This is a genomic window from Desulfosporosinus metallidurans (genome assembly GCF_001936615.1).
GTDB classification, from domain to species: Bacteria; Bacillota; Desulfitobacteriia; order Desulfitobacteriales; family Desulfitobacteriaceae; genus Desulfosporosinus; species Desulfosporosinus metallidurans.
On sequence record NZ_MLBF01000015.1, the window covers coordinates 29,310 to 44,927 of the forward strand.

Below are 15,618 nucleotides of genomic sequence, written 5' to 3' on the forward strand. Positions count from 1 at the left end.
TTTTTCGTCACCCTCTTTTTTTAAGCTGGTGCATTTACAACACTAAAGAACTTGAATGGCGATGGCTAAAAATTCTACATATTGCGTTGCCGTAAAACGGTATAAATTAAGGCATTAACAACCGTTGCGGCGAGCGGGCTTCCCCCCCGCGTTCCTAAGACTGTAATCGACGGAATATCTTGGCGTTCCCAAAGTAAATCCTTGGACTCTTTTGCCCCGATAAAACCAACAGGGATTCCGACGATCAAAGCAGGACGTGTTTCGGGATTCTCCGCTAAACGTAAGACTTCGATCAGAGCCGTTGGCGCGTTACCGATAGCAACGATCGAGCCACGTAAACGTTCTGGATTCAGGCGAAAAGCGGTCATTGAGCGCGTAATTCCCCACGCTTTGGCTTGTTCAGCAACTTCAGGGGAATTAAGAAAGCATTCCACCGTGCCACCTAATGATTTGAGTTTTCCCTTGGAAATCCCCGCACGAACCATTTCCACATCAGTAATGACGTTCGCACCCTCCTGAAGAGCCTTGAGTCCACAGGCAATCCCCTCTGGATGAATCGCAATGTCACGCTCCAGGGACGGATCGCCACTGGTATGAATGATTCGTTCTACTACTGGGATGTCAGCTTCAGTCCACGGACGGATTAGACCAGCACGTATGTGCCGCATACTTTCCGCTTCGATTTGCCCTGGGTCTAAGATAAAATCGTTCATTCGTCCATTGCCTCCTTAATGCGAAGGGTTGCCAAACTCGCAATTCCATCATCTGCACCTAGTTCTTTGGTGTAGATGATTTCGACGTTCGGATGTTGTTCGCGAATTTCGCGTAATTCCTCATGGATATCCACCGATACATGGATCCCTCTGAAGAGAAAGAGTGGCATAATAATAATTCGCAATGCGCCGCTCTGAATTTTTGCTTCCACCGCTTCTGGGAGGCTAGGGTGATCATGTGCCATATAAGCAGGCGTTACCGGTTGCCCGAGTAAGCGATTTACTTTTTCGGCGACAACCAAAAGTCCTTGATTAGCTTCCGCGCGACGGCTACCGTGTCCTAAGAGAATGATTTCTGATTTCATAAAATTTCCTCCAAATGTTTAATAAACTGGGGTATCGACCTCGCCTGTAAAGATTGATTATCTTGAATTTCAGAGGGCGGCCGTTTTAGGAGCACCAAAGGGATGTGTAAGGAGAGGCAGGCCTGCACTTTTTCTAGGGTCCCTCCTACTTTTCCACTCTCTTTGGCAATCACGACCTCAATTCCTAGTTGCTTGAACATTGCTTCATCCCACTCTTGGGAAAAAGGGCCTTGAGCAGCAATAATTTGATTGGGTTTGAACCCTAAGGATTCACAGCGCGCCAACACCTGTGACGTCGGGAGAACGCGAATGTAGAGGTATGTATTTCTCAGAGTGGGTAGAGATACCCATTCTGGCAAGGCATTACTTCCAGTGGTTAACAATATACGTTGCCCTAGCTTTGCTGCAATTTGAGCAGCAGTTGGGATATCCTCGGCCCAATGGATGAGGGGATGAACTTCTAAATCCAGAGATGAACGCTCCCAGCGCAGGTAGGGCAGTGACAGTTCTTCGCAGACCGTTTTAGCCATTTCTTTTACCCTTAGCGCGTAGGGATGGGTGGCATCCACAAGGGCTGCAAAGGAACCACTCTTTAAAAGATCTTCGAGAGATTGAGCATCCATCGCTCCCGAGCGAGCTTGAAGCCCTTGTTCTGAAGCCAAATCCGCTCCATAAGCAGTCAGAGTAGAAACTAAAACTTCATGTCCCCGCAGTTTTAAGGCTTCCGCAAGTTGGCGCCCATCTTCTGTTCCGGCTAAAACCAATAGCCTCACAGCTTATACCCTCGCGGGGTAACCATATAAGGTCCAACAATGCGAGTTTGAGAATTCCCGATAATAACGGTTGTCAGCATGTCAATGGGATGATTTGTGAAATCAGCGAGTGTGGTTATTTCAACACTTGACTCCTCACCCCGCAGTGCTTCTCGCACGAGACCAACGGGTGTATCGGGACTACGGTGGAGGAGCAAGATTTCGCGTACGGTCTCAATGTGTTGTGTGCGACCGTTACTTTTGGGGTTATAAATCGCAAAGATAAAATCGGCTTCAGCCGCCAAGCGAACTCGTTTTTCGATGACTTCCCAAGGGGTTAAGAGGTCACTTAAGCTAATCACTGCAAAATCATGCATCAGAGGAGCACCGAGCATGGAGGCAGAAGCGGAGGCTGCCGTGACTCCTGGGATGATTTCCAGTGGAAGGTCTATAAGCCCCTCTTGCTCGAGACACTCAATAATAATTCCAGCCATGCCGTAGACTCCAGCATCCCCACTACTCACGACGGCTACCCGGTGTCCTTCGGCCGCCAAACGAATCGCTTCACGACAGCGGTCAATTTCTTGGCGCATTCCTGTTGCTACTATTTGTTGGTGAGTTAAAAACGGTCGAATAAGGTTTATGTACGTTTTATACCCCACGATGTATTCAACTTCATTTAACACCGACTGAACCCTTGCGGTCATATGGTCAGGGTCTCCAGGTCCGAGGCCCACGACAAAGAGTTTTCCACGCTGATCGCCACTGTGACTCCCTGCCCCATGATCTTCGGCAGAATTAGCCGCCCCTTGTGTGCTCCCAGTAAACTCGCTGCTTCGCATACTCCGTCCACTCCTATCTTTTCGTTTACAAAGTTTGATTGACTTAAGTGTTCCTGTTCATTAACGGCTTGTAGTTCATCCGCCCGAAAGGTTCGAAACGGAACTCGCAGGTGCTTCGCCGCTTCAATCAGTCCTACTTCATCTGATTTAAGGTCAATACTATAGATTCCGGATATTGCCTTAAGCGAGGCTCCAATTTGTTCCACTGCCGCAGTGATCTTCGCCAAAATCGTTTGCGCAGAAACTCCGCGACGGCACCCAACCCCAATACTTAAGATGGAAGGAATTAAATAGAGACAATCCTCTTTGATATCTGTACTTGGAAAAGCATCTAAGATAACGTTCGCTTTAGCTTTCTCGTTTTCTGACACGAAACGGTAATGACTATCCTTAACCCAAGTGTGTTCCGGATTTAGAGGGTAACTTGTCCAGACGTTGAGAAATCCTTGCTCCAAAAGCAAGCTATTAACCACTGGTAAATGGTTTATAGGTTCCACTTTCCAGCCATACCTGCGGGCGTATTCATCTGGTGCGACCAATCCTCGCCCATCCGTGGCCGTCGTGATGATCGCTTGAGCCCCGATCTGGTGGGCGATCTTATTTGCCCAAGAGTTTGCGCCACCTAAATGCCCGGAAAGCAAAGGGATAACGAACTTTCCTTCTTCATCTAAAACAAGCACCGCCGGATCTCGATCTTTGCGTTCAATTAAGGAAGCAATTTGGCGTACCACAATCCCTGTCGCCATGACAAAAATGAGAACAGAATACTCCTGCCATAGGCTCGGGACGACATCCCCTAAACGCCGAAAGGCGTGCAGCTTTGGCTGAACATGGTTTTCTCGCTGTTTCTCGCCAAGACTGAGTGTCTTTTCATGGATGAAAAACTCTGGAGTCACGGTGTTCGGTAGCCCATCCCCAATGCGCTGGGTCGTGATCATTCCTCGATCCGTCAATGCCAAAAGTGCTATTTTCACGTTTCTGTTCCTTGACGGAATTCGTGGGTAAAGGTCGGGTCATAGAGCTTGGACCGCGCATAACCGTTTGCCGGATCTAAGAAATCTCCAACCAAAATTTGCGCCTGCTTGCGGATTCCAGCCTCTTTAACTTTTTCAACAATTGTTTCCAGGGTTCCTAACAGAACCTCTTCATCCGGCCAGCTGGCTTTAGCAACCACGGCGATGGGGGTGGAGGCAGGATAACCGCCTTCCAATAAGGCTGCGACCACAGAACCCATATCTTGAACACTTAGGAAAATCGCCATACTGGCTTGATGTTGCGCTAATTTGGCAAGTGCTTCACGTTCTGGTACAGGGGTGCGTCCAGCCAAGCGTGTAAGAATCAAGGTTTGGCTGATATCCGGCAAGGTGAATTCACGCTTGACAGCCGCTGCCGCCGCAAACACCGAACTGACCCCAGGAATTACGGAATACGGAATTCCCTGTTTATCTAAATGTTCAAATTGCTCCTTTATTGCCCCGTACATACTGGGGTCTCCGGTATGGAGACGCACAATCATTTCTCCACGCTTGGTTCCCTCGGACATCAAAGCGACGACTTCTTCGAGCGTGAGATGGGCACTGTCATGAAAAGGGGTTCCTAGACGACAAAGTTCGAGTAATGCAGGGTTGACCAAAGATCCGGCGTAAATCACGCGGTCAGCTCGTTCCAACGCACGGGATCCTTTAAGCGTGATCAGTTCGGGATCTCCCGGGCCAGCTCCAACGAAAATTACTTCTCCGTTTACTTTGTTCTCACTCAACCGTTTTCCCTCCCTAACAAATCTTTTTTAACCAGTAAAAGGCTGAGATAATCGATTTTGTCGGAAGCAAAGTCCTCTGGTTTGGGCTCCCAACGGATTTTCTCTCCGGGCTGTCCCAGACGTGTTAATAAGACGGCTTTTTTCTCTCGTTCTTCGAGAAGAGTTAATATTTCTGGAAGTCTACGAGAGACTTTCATCAAAACCAAGTTTGGAAAATCAAGGAACTGTCCCACATCGTCGGTGCTGGGCAAGATAAGGAGGGGTTCGTCCCCTGTGGCGAGGGGTAAATTAATTTTCGCTGCCGCTGCAGACATAGCCGTGATACCTGGCACAGTGGCAATACACTCTTGGGGTAGTTCCTCCTGGAGAATGTTAAGTAGGTAACTGTAAGTGCTGTAGAGCGAAGGATCACCTAGCGTTATAAAGGCCACGGATTTGCCTTGTTTTAGCTCAGCTAAAAGTGTCTGCGCTCCATCTCGCCAAGCCTTGGCTAAAACCTGCTTGTCCGATGTCATGGGCATTTCCAGTTCAATGAGGCGGACGTTAGATGGGCAGTGGATTTTGGCGATATCCCAGGCGACACTTTCCCGTTCTATCTTAGATTTTGGGATAGCTACCAGATCGACTGATTGTAAAACGTTGACCGCTTGTAAGGTCAAGAGCTGAGGATCGCCAGGGCCAACCCCCACTCCATAGAATTTTCCCCACGTTATATTCATGATTTCCCCTCTTTTCGTGCTGATAGTATAAAGACCGGATTTAAAGCTTGGGCCATATGAAGAGTTTGAACCGGCTGCCAGCGGACAGCTTGGATAGAAACGACCTCGATTTCCTGATAGTGAAGATCCTTAAGTAGTTGCAGTCCTTGAGACATCGTTTCGATGGTTACCGCCGTGATCACAATTCTACCTCCCTCAACGAGGGGGACGTTTCTTAAGATTTCTGGTAACCTCCCATTACTCCCCCCAATAATACAAACATTAACAGGAGGAAGCTCTCCAAAAACATCTGGCGCTGCTCCAGAAATCAGACGAAGATTTGAAACCCCAAATTTTTGTTGATTAGCTAGAATAAGTTCTTGTGCCTCTGGCTTATGTTCAATGGCATAAACAACCCCTTCAGAAGCAAGACCTGCGGCTTCAATACTAATGCTGCCAGTACCGGCCCCAATGTCTACAACACGGTCAGATAACGAAATCTGGGCCTTAGCGAGTACTTGCACTCGAATTTCTGCCTTAGTCATGGGAACCTTTCCCCTAAGGAACTCATGGTCTGGAATGCCAATTCTGCAGCCAGTGTTCTGCTTGGTATTTTGCTCGATTGCAGGATACAGGATAACAACGGCATTTTTTAATATTGTCTTTTCCTGAGCCAAATGCACAGCATCCATCGTGTCCCAGACTTCCTCTGGATAGGCAAGGGCATTGCCTACAGAAATATGGGGGTTAGAGTCGAGATCCAAATAAAATTGCGCAATTTTCTGAGGGGTATTTTCTCCACCCGTCAAGACTGCAGTCGGACGAGTTATCACCCGGGGCAGTATGGATAATTCTCGACCATGGACACTCACAAAGCTAGCCTCCTGCCAAGGAAGCCCAGCTCTCGCAAAGGCGAACTGAAGAGAACTGATTCCGGGGTAGACGTCGATTCTCTCCTCAGGGAATTCTTTCTTGAGCCTGGGCAAAAAACTGAAAAACCCAGGGTCGCCGGAGACGAGCACCCCAATAACTTTCTTTTCCGGAAGCGCCTTGGCAATTAGTTCAAGACTATGGGCTAGATTACCGGAAAGGGTATACTGGCGTCCCGAAAAATCTGGAAAAAGTTCAAGTGCTCTAGATCCCCCAATTAAAATGTCGCAGTTTCTTACAAGTTCAGTGATTGCAGGTGGCAACCATTCCGGCCTACCAGGACCGATACCGATCACCCGTAACATTGAAAACCTTCTTCCATTGTTTGATGAGGTATACGTTTGTTATTATAGATGGATAAATAAAAACGAGCCTGAGCGGCTCGTATGGTTTACCCTAAATAAACACACACATCTCCTATCGCTCGTAGGTCTGTGATCTTACATAAGGCAGGTTTCCTGACTTCAAATCATCATTCTCTTCCCCTATCCTAGCATTTGAGCGTAGGATAGGGGAAGAGAACTCCTTGTTTACAGTGGCGGGACCGCGTCGGATTTTCACCGACTTCCCCTGTTTGCACCTCTCTCGAAGAGGAACCTTAAGTATTCAGTATTAAATTGTGAGTCTCGCATACGACTTATGACGTAATATTCTATAAGTATATACTAAATTCCTCTTTTTCAAAAGAATTATATATAAGAAGTTACAGGTTCCCGGGCACAACTATTTCCCAAGTGATTCTTCATTCTTTGTACAATTAGCCGAAAAAATAGCCAAAAAGATAAACGGTCAAAACTTCTTCCTTATCGTCAACGTTTATCTTTTCAATCTTGCCCTTGGGTATCATCCATCTTTTAACCGGTCAGGTCCCGGATCGACATTGGGGATATAGCCAGGTTTAACAAAACTATGGAAGGAGAACGCTTCATTGAGAAGGGATGATATCTCAGAAAAAGTTCCTCTTTGGTAAGCACTACTCCCTTCCCCAACTTCGAATGATCGGGCGACTTATTTTGAAGCAACAGGGCCAGCAGATTTATAAGTCCCTGTCCCTCTGCCTGGCTTTGTGTTAATATTACATTAAAATAATTAATCATAAGCAGTGAGGGGAAATTGAATAATACACAGCTATCATACACAGCAGGTGTACAAGATGAGAATACTTTTTTGCGTGACCTACTTGCCTCAAAACTTTTGTTGTCCAATTCTTTGGTTGTTCACCTTAAACACCAGAACAAAATACAGGTGAACGGGCAGTTGGTTCATACCAACTATCGCATCCAAGCGGGAGATTTTGTCACCATAGATATTGACCTCACCGAGGAGAGTACTATCATTCCAGAGTCGATTCCTCTGGACATCGTTTACGAAGATGAGGACTTTGTGGCGGTGAACAAGCCTGCGGGTATGTCCACTCATCCATCCCACCTGGGGGGCACCGGCACCTTGGCTAATGCGGTAACTTATTACTGGCAAGGGTTGGGAAGGAACATCCTTTTCCGCCCGATTAACCGCCTTGATAAGGACACTTCCGGCTTGGTCCTCATAGGGAAAAGTCAGTTTGCCCACCAAGGCATCTTCAATCAGCTAAAGCAACACACAATTGACCGAAGGTATGTTGCTTTGGTAGAGAGATCGATGGCAAAAGATAATGGTTATATTGACCAACCAATCGCCCGGCTGGATGATAAAAAGCGCCAGCGAATTGTCCATCCAACGGGTCAGTCAGCAACAACCCATTATCAGGTACTTGACAAGTATCCTGACCACACCCTCTTGTCACTAAAGTTAGAGACAGGTCGCACCCATCAGATAAGGGTTCATCTAAGTTTTATCGGTCACCCGGTATGCGGTGACCTCCTGTACGGATTTGCTTCCCCTTTAATAAACCGACAAGCTCTGCACGCCGACAGGATACGTTTCACCCACCCTCGTAGCGGCAAAGAAGTAATTTTAGATATCCCCTTAGCTGAAGACATTCAAACAGTCGTTAACTATCTCAACACGCCATTCAACAAGCCATCATTATGACATAAAGTAAAAATCAGACCCTAAAATTACCAGCATATAATAAAGCGCAAAAGAGCAATATATGACTTTACTGCAGTCTATTTCCGATTGTTTTGAGGTTTGAACTTATCGTAAAAGGTCGAGCTAAGATTTTGCTGGGTGTTGAGTTTTCTTACTCAACCATATGTCGGTAGATGTATGCATGTGTATGAGAGTCGGTTATATACAGCCGAAAGGTTGTATGTAGCTGTGTAGATATCTTGCAAGGTCGAACGAATCATTATTATAGGTAGCGATTTGCTTGATTACGGTCGAAAGATCATAATTAGGTGATAAGTGATCTATATTGGTGTTAGGTAGATCATTACGTGCTCTTATATATACCCGCAAAAGTTACTAGAGAGTGACTTTTTTATTTGACATAATTAGTTCAGACATGTCTACTCTACGCTAACTGCCAAGACGAGTCCAGCAAGGAAAAGGAAACTTTCCTATGTATCGAAAAAAGCAAGGTTTAAGGTTATTAATACCTCGCGTAGTACCGGTTGGAGTAATAGAGTAACACTATTCCCCTCTTATCAAACAATTTTGGGTGGTATTTTTTGCTCGTACCCAAAAAATACCTCGAAAAGGGTAACAAGCTTAAAAACTGCATCAACTTCACGGTTAACACGATAGTGAGAAAAAAGATTATTAAACCTGACACCAAGAAACTTTTTATAGGATATATCTTGTTTAATTTCATCGCCACTGCTTGAAGCACAATAACATTAACAAGCTCAGGATAAGCGATTCAGCAAAGCTTGCTCCTTCCCGCCAGGCATATGCGCCAAAAATATGCTGGGCGACAACGAATACAAAGCCAATCACTCTTAGGACGTCTAATTCTTAATATGTTCTTTGTGCATAAATTAACCGCTTTCTAATAAAAAATTGAGCCTGCAGAGAGACTCTTTCCTTATATACACTTCTTTGTTAACATTGTCCACTTTCCGGCTGATTTTGTTTTTTTCGTCCAATTAATAATCATAATTGAAATCTTGTTATATCGTCAAAACCTATTTTCGCAAACTGATCAGCTGCGTATTACGGCAACAGCCGTGACACTCGAGTTGATTTATTCAATCTGGCATCTGATTGTTCAATGTCTGTTCGTCTAACAAATTGACATAAATTACACCAATTCGGGTCATCATAAATGAGTATCAATGATTTTATAGGAGGGATTCCATTGACTAAACCTGATAATAGGGCGGATAATGAGGCGCACCTGCAAGATCATATCGACCACACTTTTGCTAATTTACGGGAAGCAGAAGATTACTTGGATGAGCATGCAGATGAGATTACAGCAGATGAGAAGCATGACATTGAAGCTAAAAATGAACGGCGCAAAGAAAGCATTGATGGTTTCATAGCGGAAAAAAGAGACGAAGCCCGACGGTAAGAGTATCAGCCTATCTGTTAAGTAAAGGCACAGCTTGCAAGAGCTGTGTTCTTTATTTTTCCCTTCTTCCGAGTAATTTGCTTCCTTATAAATCAAGCCCACCCAGAAATTCACTTAAATTCCCCAGTTCCTCTTTGGTAAGCGTAACACCCTTCCCCATTTTCGAATGATCTGGCGAATTATAACTGCTTTACCTGCCAGACGTAAGTTTCTCTATCATAGCCCTAAAGTTACACTTTCATACAGGCTATTTTACTCGTCCTCATCTACCAACTCATATTTGTACTGGCATTTTTGTCAGTCCGAAAACTCCCCCGTACATTCGGAATCTTTGTCAGTAGATTTTACCTACATTCTTACCATGGGTATTTTTTAGACTTCCGCACTATAGACTACACCATCCACCTCTGGATAGGTTTCCCAAGGATTTTTCCTTAGGGTAGTTCTCACGCGACTTCACCGAGCTTTAGACGTTTCGATGCTTATTCATATACACGCCTATCGGAGTATTAAAGAAAGCCTTTCAAGGCGTTGCCCCATCATTCGACTTTTAAAGATGTTAGTTCTCTCGATATTGCTACCGATGCCTAGGCTTTTATCGACTTAGGAACGTGTCGCACAACACGTTTCGTGAGACAGCCATCCCGGCGGGATATGGGGTAAGGTAGAATATAGAAACGGGGAGGATGAGATGTGAAGACGCTATCTATCATGCACCCCAATGTTTTTCTCTAGAACCATGAACTTTTTAGATAAGTGTGGTTTTATTTCTCCGGTCTCAGCAAAACCCATCTTTTTCCAAAATTTCAGACCTTTTTCATTTCCTAATCGAACCTTATTAAATTGTTGACTAATTACCCACTTTTCCAAGAGGTGGTTTGCTTTGTTTCCGATACCTTGCCCACGGCTGGAAGGATCAATCAGCATTAAGGCTAAACTTAAGGTTCTTGGACCGGCGTAACTCTTTATTAAATCAAAGACGCCGACCAATTGTTTTTGATCATTAAATATGCCTAATATTATTAATTTAGCCTTATCTTCAATTCCAACAGGCCTATATTTAATAAATCTCGAGCAGCGCTCGGTTTTACCGCTTCCTCATCTTGGAAAATAAGATAATCAGAACATTTTTCCAGCAATACCTGAAGTGGGAGCAAATCATCTTTTGTAAGAACTTCTAATGTTACTTCCATTTCTAATCCCTCTTTTGCTTCATGTCTGGGATGCTATACACATCCCCACACACCTGGGTATGTCTTGCAGCGTGGCTTCATCGTTATTTACGTAACATCGTTAACCCCAATCACTCCTGAGCATTGAATAATGCAATTGGTCGTACCTTCTCTCCCTAATCCAGTAGTGTTCGCGCAGTCGACCATCAAGAGTAAATCTATTTCTTTCCAAAAGTCTAATTGAAGGCTCATTATTAGAAGAAGTGGTAGCATAAACCTTGTTTAAATCATGATCTTGTTCAAATACCCTCTCCAATAATAATCTCATCATATTCTGACCTATTCCCTGGCTCCGCAATTCAGCCGGTATGTAATACCCAAATTCGGCACTGCTATTTCTTAGATTAAAATCAAACAGGGTGATTCGTCCCAATGGCTTACTAATATCTTGTTCCGCTGCTATTACATAAACTTGAAGAATTCCCTGAGCAATCTCTTTCTTTAGGTTTTCCGCAAATTCGTGCTTCATCGCCAACTTGCCAACAGGACGACATGTGTACAAATCCCAGTTTGGCTCATTCATCTTCCATCCATAAAGAACATTCATATGGTCACTGGATAATGGACAAAGCAAATACGCCATAGCAACCTCCCTTGTTAACTTCATATATGCCAATAATTTAATAGTTATGGGCTTTAATCGTCCATGGCGGGATACAAGTCACCCACCATATACAAACGCACTAGTTTCCCGAGACGGCCACCCCGGCGGGTTATCGCGAGTGTAGAATTTTACTTTGCTAACGATGGCTTAATCAAGAGTTGCAACAACTCTGTTTACTTTTTCCAGCGCATTTGGGTTAATTTTCAATGTACAAGTTTCTTCTCCTGAGCCGCCATATATAGAAGTGTATTGAAACAACCGTTTGTCGACAACACACGGCAAATTATGTCCCACCATAGAGACACTTCCTATGGTGCAACCAGTTACTTTTTCAACATCTCTTGCCTCGGCTAACTTTACTTTGTTGCATCCTAAAATACTTGCAACTTCATCGAGATCTACATGACCCCGGTCACCGGACACTATTAACGCGAAGAAACCCTTGTCTGTCTTCAGAATTAGTGTCGGAGCAGTTTGTAAGCGTAGCACTATGTTCTGACGGTCGTAGCTCTGCCCAATGCATGCCGATGTCTCTCGTAAGTGTGGTTTCATTGGGATAGTTTTCAATACAGAATCTGTCGAAATTAGCAAGGATGTTCTGATTATCTATATACAAAAACCCTAATGCCTGCTTTTCTTTGATTAGCCCTTCAATTTGAATTTTGAAGTTCCCTGTGAAAGTACGTTTCATCGCATCAATTCCTCCCTTGTCACTTCGATTCCATCGAGACTCAAAGAACAGTTTTTGAGTTTCTCAAGATTCGTTGAGAGATAGGGTCTGGAGGAATTCATATGTGAATGACCAAGTACTTCTTTGATTGTGTCCAAAGGGACTTCGTTCTCTAGCATCCACGTACCAAGACTACGCCGGAAACTGTGAAAACCTTTCTTTTCACCTGGTTTATGGGAAACACCGATTGCATCCATGTACTTGCATATTATAGAATTCAAAGACGAATTACACAGTTTCTTGTGTGGTGGGCGGGTACGAAGAAATATGTAGGGTGAATCGGCGACTGGTCTACCGTGTAGAACGTAGTCGTAGATGGCATTGCCTACATTGGGTTCTAACGGAAGAATTAAAGGCCGATTCGTTTTACGCTGGATAATATGGATCTCATCATTCTTCCAGTCTATGTTAATAAACTGCAGCTTCACGATATCTCCAGAGCGTAGACCAGTTTTCATTGCCAAGAGCAAAATGGCATTGAGTGATAATTACTTTATAGACTCCCAAAGTACTGTCTGCATGACATCCAGCCCTTTTCTTCGATCTTACATAAGTATCTAATATTTCCGTGAAATAGCTATTCAGGTCACCAACTTTCCACTTGGGTAGTTCTCTCGACTCAAGTGTACCAGTCTTATAAACTTCCTCCATCATAGATGCGACTTTCCGAAGATAACTGAAACCCTGATAGTAGAGCTCACCGTCTTCGTATTTCTGGCGTGCCTGAAGAACACAGCATTCCAAGGTTTCAAGTGAAACTATTTCTGGGTTACAAGTCTCAAAATACGAACGGATTGGTCGAAATCCAATCCTTTCATAGTATTCCAAAGTTGCAGTGCTTAAACCGAATGTAACCAATGCCGCCTTAATCTGTTCGAAGAGAACCAAGGGTTCCAATTTCTGCATAGTGAATCGCTTAAAGTCAGGGGGTGTATATTTCCCCTGCTATTATAACTAAGTACCCAAGCGACAGTTGTCTCAATCATTTTGAATGTAACACGCACAATCGATTAAAAATTTCCAAATATAAGAAGAATTGATAAAATATTATCCCGAATTTCTAACGATAACATAAGAGGAAAATCCAGTAAAATAGGTCATTCTGCCGTCAGGTTTCAAAAACTTCGGGATAATAAATCCTTCGGGATAAAGGACCTTATCTCGAATTCCAGATAAGGTCCTTTAATATTGTTCTACAATTTACTCCAAAACTCCGGAACCCTTGCTACAAGCGACTTCTAGCTGTGCTTCTTTACAAGACTTACCACGGTCTCAACGTGCGTGGAGTGCTGTTGACTGCTATATTCAACATCCGCTTCCTGCCCACTTTCAAGGATGAAAAGGAAATGGCTCGGTGATTTTATTATAACCTTATCGATCAAAGCCACAAACAAGTCATCATCGAATTCAGTTAATGGCTCATCCCCGTTGTTGATAATCTTGCCAATGGCATCAAGCTTGTCCCTATATTTTACATCATCCAAATGTTCCATCTCTATTGTAGTTTTCTCTTGGCTCACTGATTCAAGCTCTTCTGTAATCTTTGCGTATTCCTTATTGTAAAACTTATCATCAATTTGCTTTCGAAGTCTCAGTTGCACCAGTTCACTCAAGTCCTGTTCTAATAGCCCTATTCTTTCAGTCAGCTTCTTGATATCAACTACCTTAGATTCCTTGGTCATAACCTTGTTAACATTTTCTAAAAACATCTTAAAGAAAAAGCCTTTATCCTTGACCATATCATTGTACAGTCGGATAAAGGCTTCTTTTAAATCAGTATCATTTACAGCTTTGGTCGGGCAATTCTCAACCCCTTTTACGTAACTATTGCATTGCCATACTATCTTTTCGGATTTCAAGCCAGAGTTCCAATGCTTTCGCTTTAACGTATTTCCGCATTTCTCACAGTAAAGCTTACCGCTGAACCCATATTTATTGGCATATTTGCGCCTATCTGGATTTTTGCCTCTTGTAATTTCAAATCGTCTCTGGCGTTCTAGTTGAACCAAATCAAACATTTCTTTGCTAATAATTGCTTCGTGATTATCCTCAATCCTATACATTGGCTCTAAGTTCTTATTGTCAACGCGTTTCTTCGTGAGGTAATCAACCGTGACCGTCTTTTGAAGCAATAACTCTCCATAATATTTCTCGTTAGCCTGTGTCAAGTCTTACATAAAAAAATAGATGACCTTCCCATGGAATCTTTTTGTGCCACAGGAGAGTCAGATAGAACGAATATCTTCTCTGGAAAGCTTCATGTTGATTCAATCGCAGAATATCTATAGTGGATAAAAGGGAAGCTGGAATCAGAATGGTTTTCTATTATATTGTAAACTCGATGGTCTCTTAAACCATTTTCTAAATGGAAGTTTAGCGAACTTGGTAATCATGAAAATGTATTAGACTTGGATCAACACTCCTAACCACATTCATATTTTCCAAATGTAGAGACTATAATAGCTGACGTACGCCCCCTACAAACCATCTATTAACACGAAGTCATACTCCCAACTTTATATATTCTTCATAGGTTATAGTGCTTTGATAGTTAACTTCACTGCCATAAACTAGGTCTTCTAGATTAATTCTATTAATCCATTCCGATATAATTTTAGCATCTCTATTAAATCTAAACACATGTTCAAGATCAGATGGGTAACACGGAACGGGAAACGTGTCAAACGTCTTCTCGTTAAGATTAACAATATAGTTTGAACCTTTATAGTAGTTAAGTCCAAAATAGTCCTCATCTTGGCTTCTCCTTGGAATCTTCCCTACAATAAGTTCGTAATGTGTATCAGGACTATCTCCAACTCCGATTTCAATAGCAATTAGTTTTCCTATTGTATTCCCGAAGTTCTTAACATCTATGAAAAAGTCTTTATAATATTTGTAACATATGTCTAGGTTATTATCCTCGGCCAAATCCAATTCGATATCATCCCAGAAAACCACGTTAACTATAAAGAGTCCTTGGTTAAGATGATCTACAGTTTTTTGTCTAACAAATTCCTGCAATCGTTGGTCTCTTGGTGCTGTTGTGGCAAAGATATATTCGCTTAATCTAGGATTAAAGGTCATTGCCTTTCGGATTTCCTCTTCCACCTCTGTTTCTGTCAACCTATCCCCCATAGACTTGACCTTGCATTGAATTCCCACCCAATTCATGCTACCGTCTCTTCTTCCAAAAATGTCAACTCCATGTTGCTCTTGCCCACGACGTCCATTTCTCTGTATGTGCTGGTCATTGATTTTTCTTTTCCATATATCCAAACAAAGATTCTCAAATCTTTCGCTTTCTCTAAGAGGAAAAACTTTTACATCCTGTAAAGTAGACATATTTTCCTCCTTCACGTGTCATTTTACGTACTGTACATTCCCGATCATCCAGACTACCTGATTAGCTATTTCTTCTGGAGACATTTAGCAACTACGATACGCATAATGGTTGACGAGCTGAGCTTACGCGCAGGCAGTTCATTTTCCAAAATACATCCAGTGCGTTATAGAAGTTTACAAAATCCTGATTCTTT

The 15,618-nt window shown here is 43.3% G+C and carries 19 protein-coding genes and 1 riboswitch; of the genes, 2 read left to right on the plus strand and 17 right to left on the minus strand.

Translation table 11 applies throughout. The annotated features are described in order from the left end of the window. Positions 1 to 74 precede the first annotated feature (74 nt). Genes DSOL_RS11440 through DSOL_RS11475 form a run of 8 tightly spaced genes read right to left on the minus strand, consistent with a single transcriptional unit; the run spans position 75 to position 6,364 of the window. A complete protein-coding gene (locus DSOL_RS11440) occupies positions 75 to 713 on the minus strand; it encodes a precorrin-8X methylmutase (protein ID WP_075364990.1) in 639 nt (212 codons plus the stop codon). Beyond that, complete coding sequence (locus DSOL_RS11445; RefSeq protein ID WP_075364991.1) at positions 710 to 1,078, minus strand: sirohydrochlorin chelatase; 369 nt, start codon at positions 1,076 to 1,078, stop codon at positions 710 to 712. Before DSOL_RS11445 ends, DSOL_RS11440 begins: the two co-directional genes overlap by 4 nt. Next, complete coding sequence (gene cobK / locus DSOL_RS11450; protein WP_075364992.1) at positions 1,075 to 1,851, minus strand: precorrin-6A reductase; 777 nt, start codon at positions 1,849 to 1,851, stop codon at positions 1,075 to 1,077. Before cobK ends, DSOL_RS11445 begins: the two co-directional genes overlap by 4 nt. After that, a complete protein-coding gene (gene cobJ / locus DSOL_RS11455; RefSeq protein ID WP_235838778.1) occupies positions 1,848 to 2,537 on the minus strand; it encodes a precorrin-3B C(17)-methyltransferase in 690 nt (229 codons plus the stop codon). The genes cobK and cobJ overlap by 4 nt, the downstream gene beginning before the upstream one ends. Continuing rightward, on the minus strand, positions 2,534 to 3,646 hold the full coding sequence (locus DSOL_RS11460; protein WP_075364994.1) for a cobalt-precorrin 5A hydrolase: 1,113 nt from the start codon (positions 3,644 to 3,646) through the stop codon (positions 2,534 to 2,536). Before DSOL_RS11460 ends, cobJ begins: the two co-directional genes overlap by 4 nt. Next, positions 3,643 to 4,431, minus strand: a complete 789-nt coding sequence (gene cobM / locus DSOL_RS11465) for a precorrin-4 C(11)-methyltransferase (protein WP_075364995.1) — start codon at positions 4,429 to 4,431, stop codon at positions 3,643 to 3,645. The genes DSOL_RS11460 and cobM overlap by 4 nt, the downstream gene beginning before the upstream one ends. Further along, complete coding sequence (gene cobI / locus DSOL_RS11470) at positions 4,428 to 5,150, minus strand: precorrin-2 C(20)-methyltransferase (protein WP_075364996.1); 723 nt, start codon at positions 5,148 to 5,150, stop codon at positions 4,428 to 4,430. Before cobI ends, cobM begins: the two co-directional genes overlap by 4 nt. Then, positions 5,147 to 6,364: a bifunctional cobalt-precorrin-7 (C(5))-methyltransferase/cobalt-precorrin-6B (C(15))-methyltransferase gene (locus tag DSOL_RS11475; protein ID WP_075364997.1), complete on the minus strand. Its 1,218-nt coding sequence runs from the start codon at positions 6,362 to 6,364 to the stop codon at positions 5,147 to 5,149. The genes cobI and DSOL_RS11475 overlap by 4 nt, the downstream gene beginning before the upstream one ends. 126 nt (positions 6,365 to 6,490) lie before the next feature. Next, positions 6,491 to 6,675, minus strand: a riboswitch (cobalamin riboswitch). Positions 6,676 to 7,172: 497 nt separating this feature from the next. Here DSOL_RS11475 and DSOL_RS11480 point away from each other — a divergent pair. Both DSOL_RS11480 and tlp read left to right on the plus strand, forming a co-directional pair. Next, positions 7,173 to 8,090, plus strand: a complete 918-nt coding sequence (locus DSOL_RS11480) for an RluA family pseudouridine synthase (RefSeq protein WP_075364998.1) — start codon at positions 7,173 to 7,175, stop codon at positions 8,088 to 8,090. 1,210 nt (positions 8,091 to 9,300) lie between these two features. Then, positions 9,301 to 9,516, plus strand: a complete 216-nt coding sequence (tlp, locus tag DSOL_RS11490; protein WP_075364999.1) for a small acid-soluble spore protein Tlp — start codon at positions 9,301 to 9,303, stop codon at positions 9,514 to 9,516. Positions 9,517 to 10,218: 702 nt separating this feature from the next. Here the strand turns inward: tlp and DSOL_RS11495 are convergent. The 9 genes from DSOL_RS11495 to DSOL_RS11525 all read right to left on the minus strand — a co-directional run bounded on the left by DSOL_RS11495 (position 10,219) and on the right by DSOL_RS11525 (position 15,424). Beyond that, positions 10,219 to 10,506 carry a GNAT family N-acetyltransferase gene (locus DSOL_RS11495; RefSeq protein WP_075365000.1) on the minus strand — a complete coding sequence of 96 codons (288 nt, stop codon included), beginning with the start codon at positions 10,504 to 10,506 and terminating at the stop codon, positions 10,219 to 10,221. A 32-nt stretch (positions 10,507 to 10,538) separates the two neighbouring features. Beyond that, positions 10,539 to 10,709, minus strand: a complete 171-nt coding sequence (locus tag DSOL_RS27940; RefSeq protein WP_170871495.1) for a hypothetical protein — start codon at positions 10,707 to 10,709, stop codon at positions 10,539 to 10,541. Positions 10,710 to 10,809: 100 nt separating this feature from the next. After that, on the minus strand, positions 10,810 to 11,331 hold the full coding sequence (locus DSOL_RS11500; RefSeq protein ID WP_075365001.1) for a GNAT family N-acetyltransferase: 522 nt from the start codon (positions 11,329 to 11,331) through the stop codon (positions 10,810 to 10,812). A gap of 168 nt (positions 11,332 to 11,499) precedes the next feature. After that, positions 11,500 to 11,775 carry an aminoacyl-tRNA deacylase gene (locus DSOL_RS11505; RefSeq protein WP_235838779.1) on the minus strand — a complete coding sequence of 92 codons (276 nt, stop codon included), beginning with the start codon at positions 11,773 to 11,775 and terminating at the stop codon, positions 11,500 to 11,502. Continuing rightward, positions 11,765 to 12,043, minus strand: coding sequence for a hypothetical protein (locus DSOL_RS28815; RefSeq protein ID WP_235838780.1), 279 nt, complete (start codon positions 12,041 to 12,043; stop codon positions 11,765 to 11,767). Before DSOL_RS28815 ends, DSOL_RS11505 begins: the two co-directional genes overlap by 11 nt. Further along, complete coding sequence (locus DSOL_RS30005; protein ID WP_427854399.1) at positions 12,040 to 12,540, minus strand: tyrosine-type recombinase/integrase; 501 nt, start codon at positions 12,538 to 12,540, stop codon at positions 12,040 to 12,042. The genes DSOL_RS28815 and DSOL_RS30005 overlap by 4 nt, the downstream gene beginning before the upstream one ends. After that, a complete protein-coding gene (locus tag DSOL_RS11515; protein ID WP_075365004.1) occupies positions 12,491 to 12,988 on the minus strand; it encodes a hypothetical protein in 498 nt (165 codons plus the stop codon). Before DSOL_RS11515 ends, DSOL_RS30005 begins: the two co-directional genes overlap by 50 nt. 332 nt (positions 12,989 to 13,320) lie before the next feature. After that, positions 13,321 to 14,250, minus strand: coding sequence for a recombinase zinc beta ribbon domain-containing protein (locus DSOL_RS11520; RefSeq protein ID WP_083642500.1), 930 nt, complete (start codon positions 14,248 to 14,250; stop codon positions 13,321 to 13,323). Between the two features lie 334 nt (positions 14,251 to 14,584). Next, positions 14,585 to 15,424 (minus strand): hypothetical protein, encoded by an 840-nt coding sequence (locus tag DSOL_RS11525; protein ID WP_075365005.1) that lies wholly within the window; start codon positions 15,422 to 15,424, stop codon positions 14,585 to 14,587. Between the last annotated feature and the right edge of the window lie 194 nt (positions 15,425 to 15,618).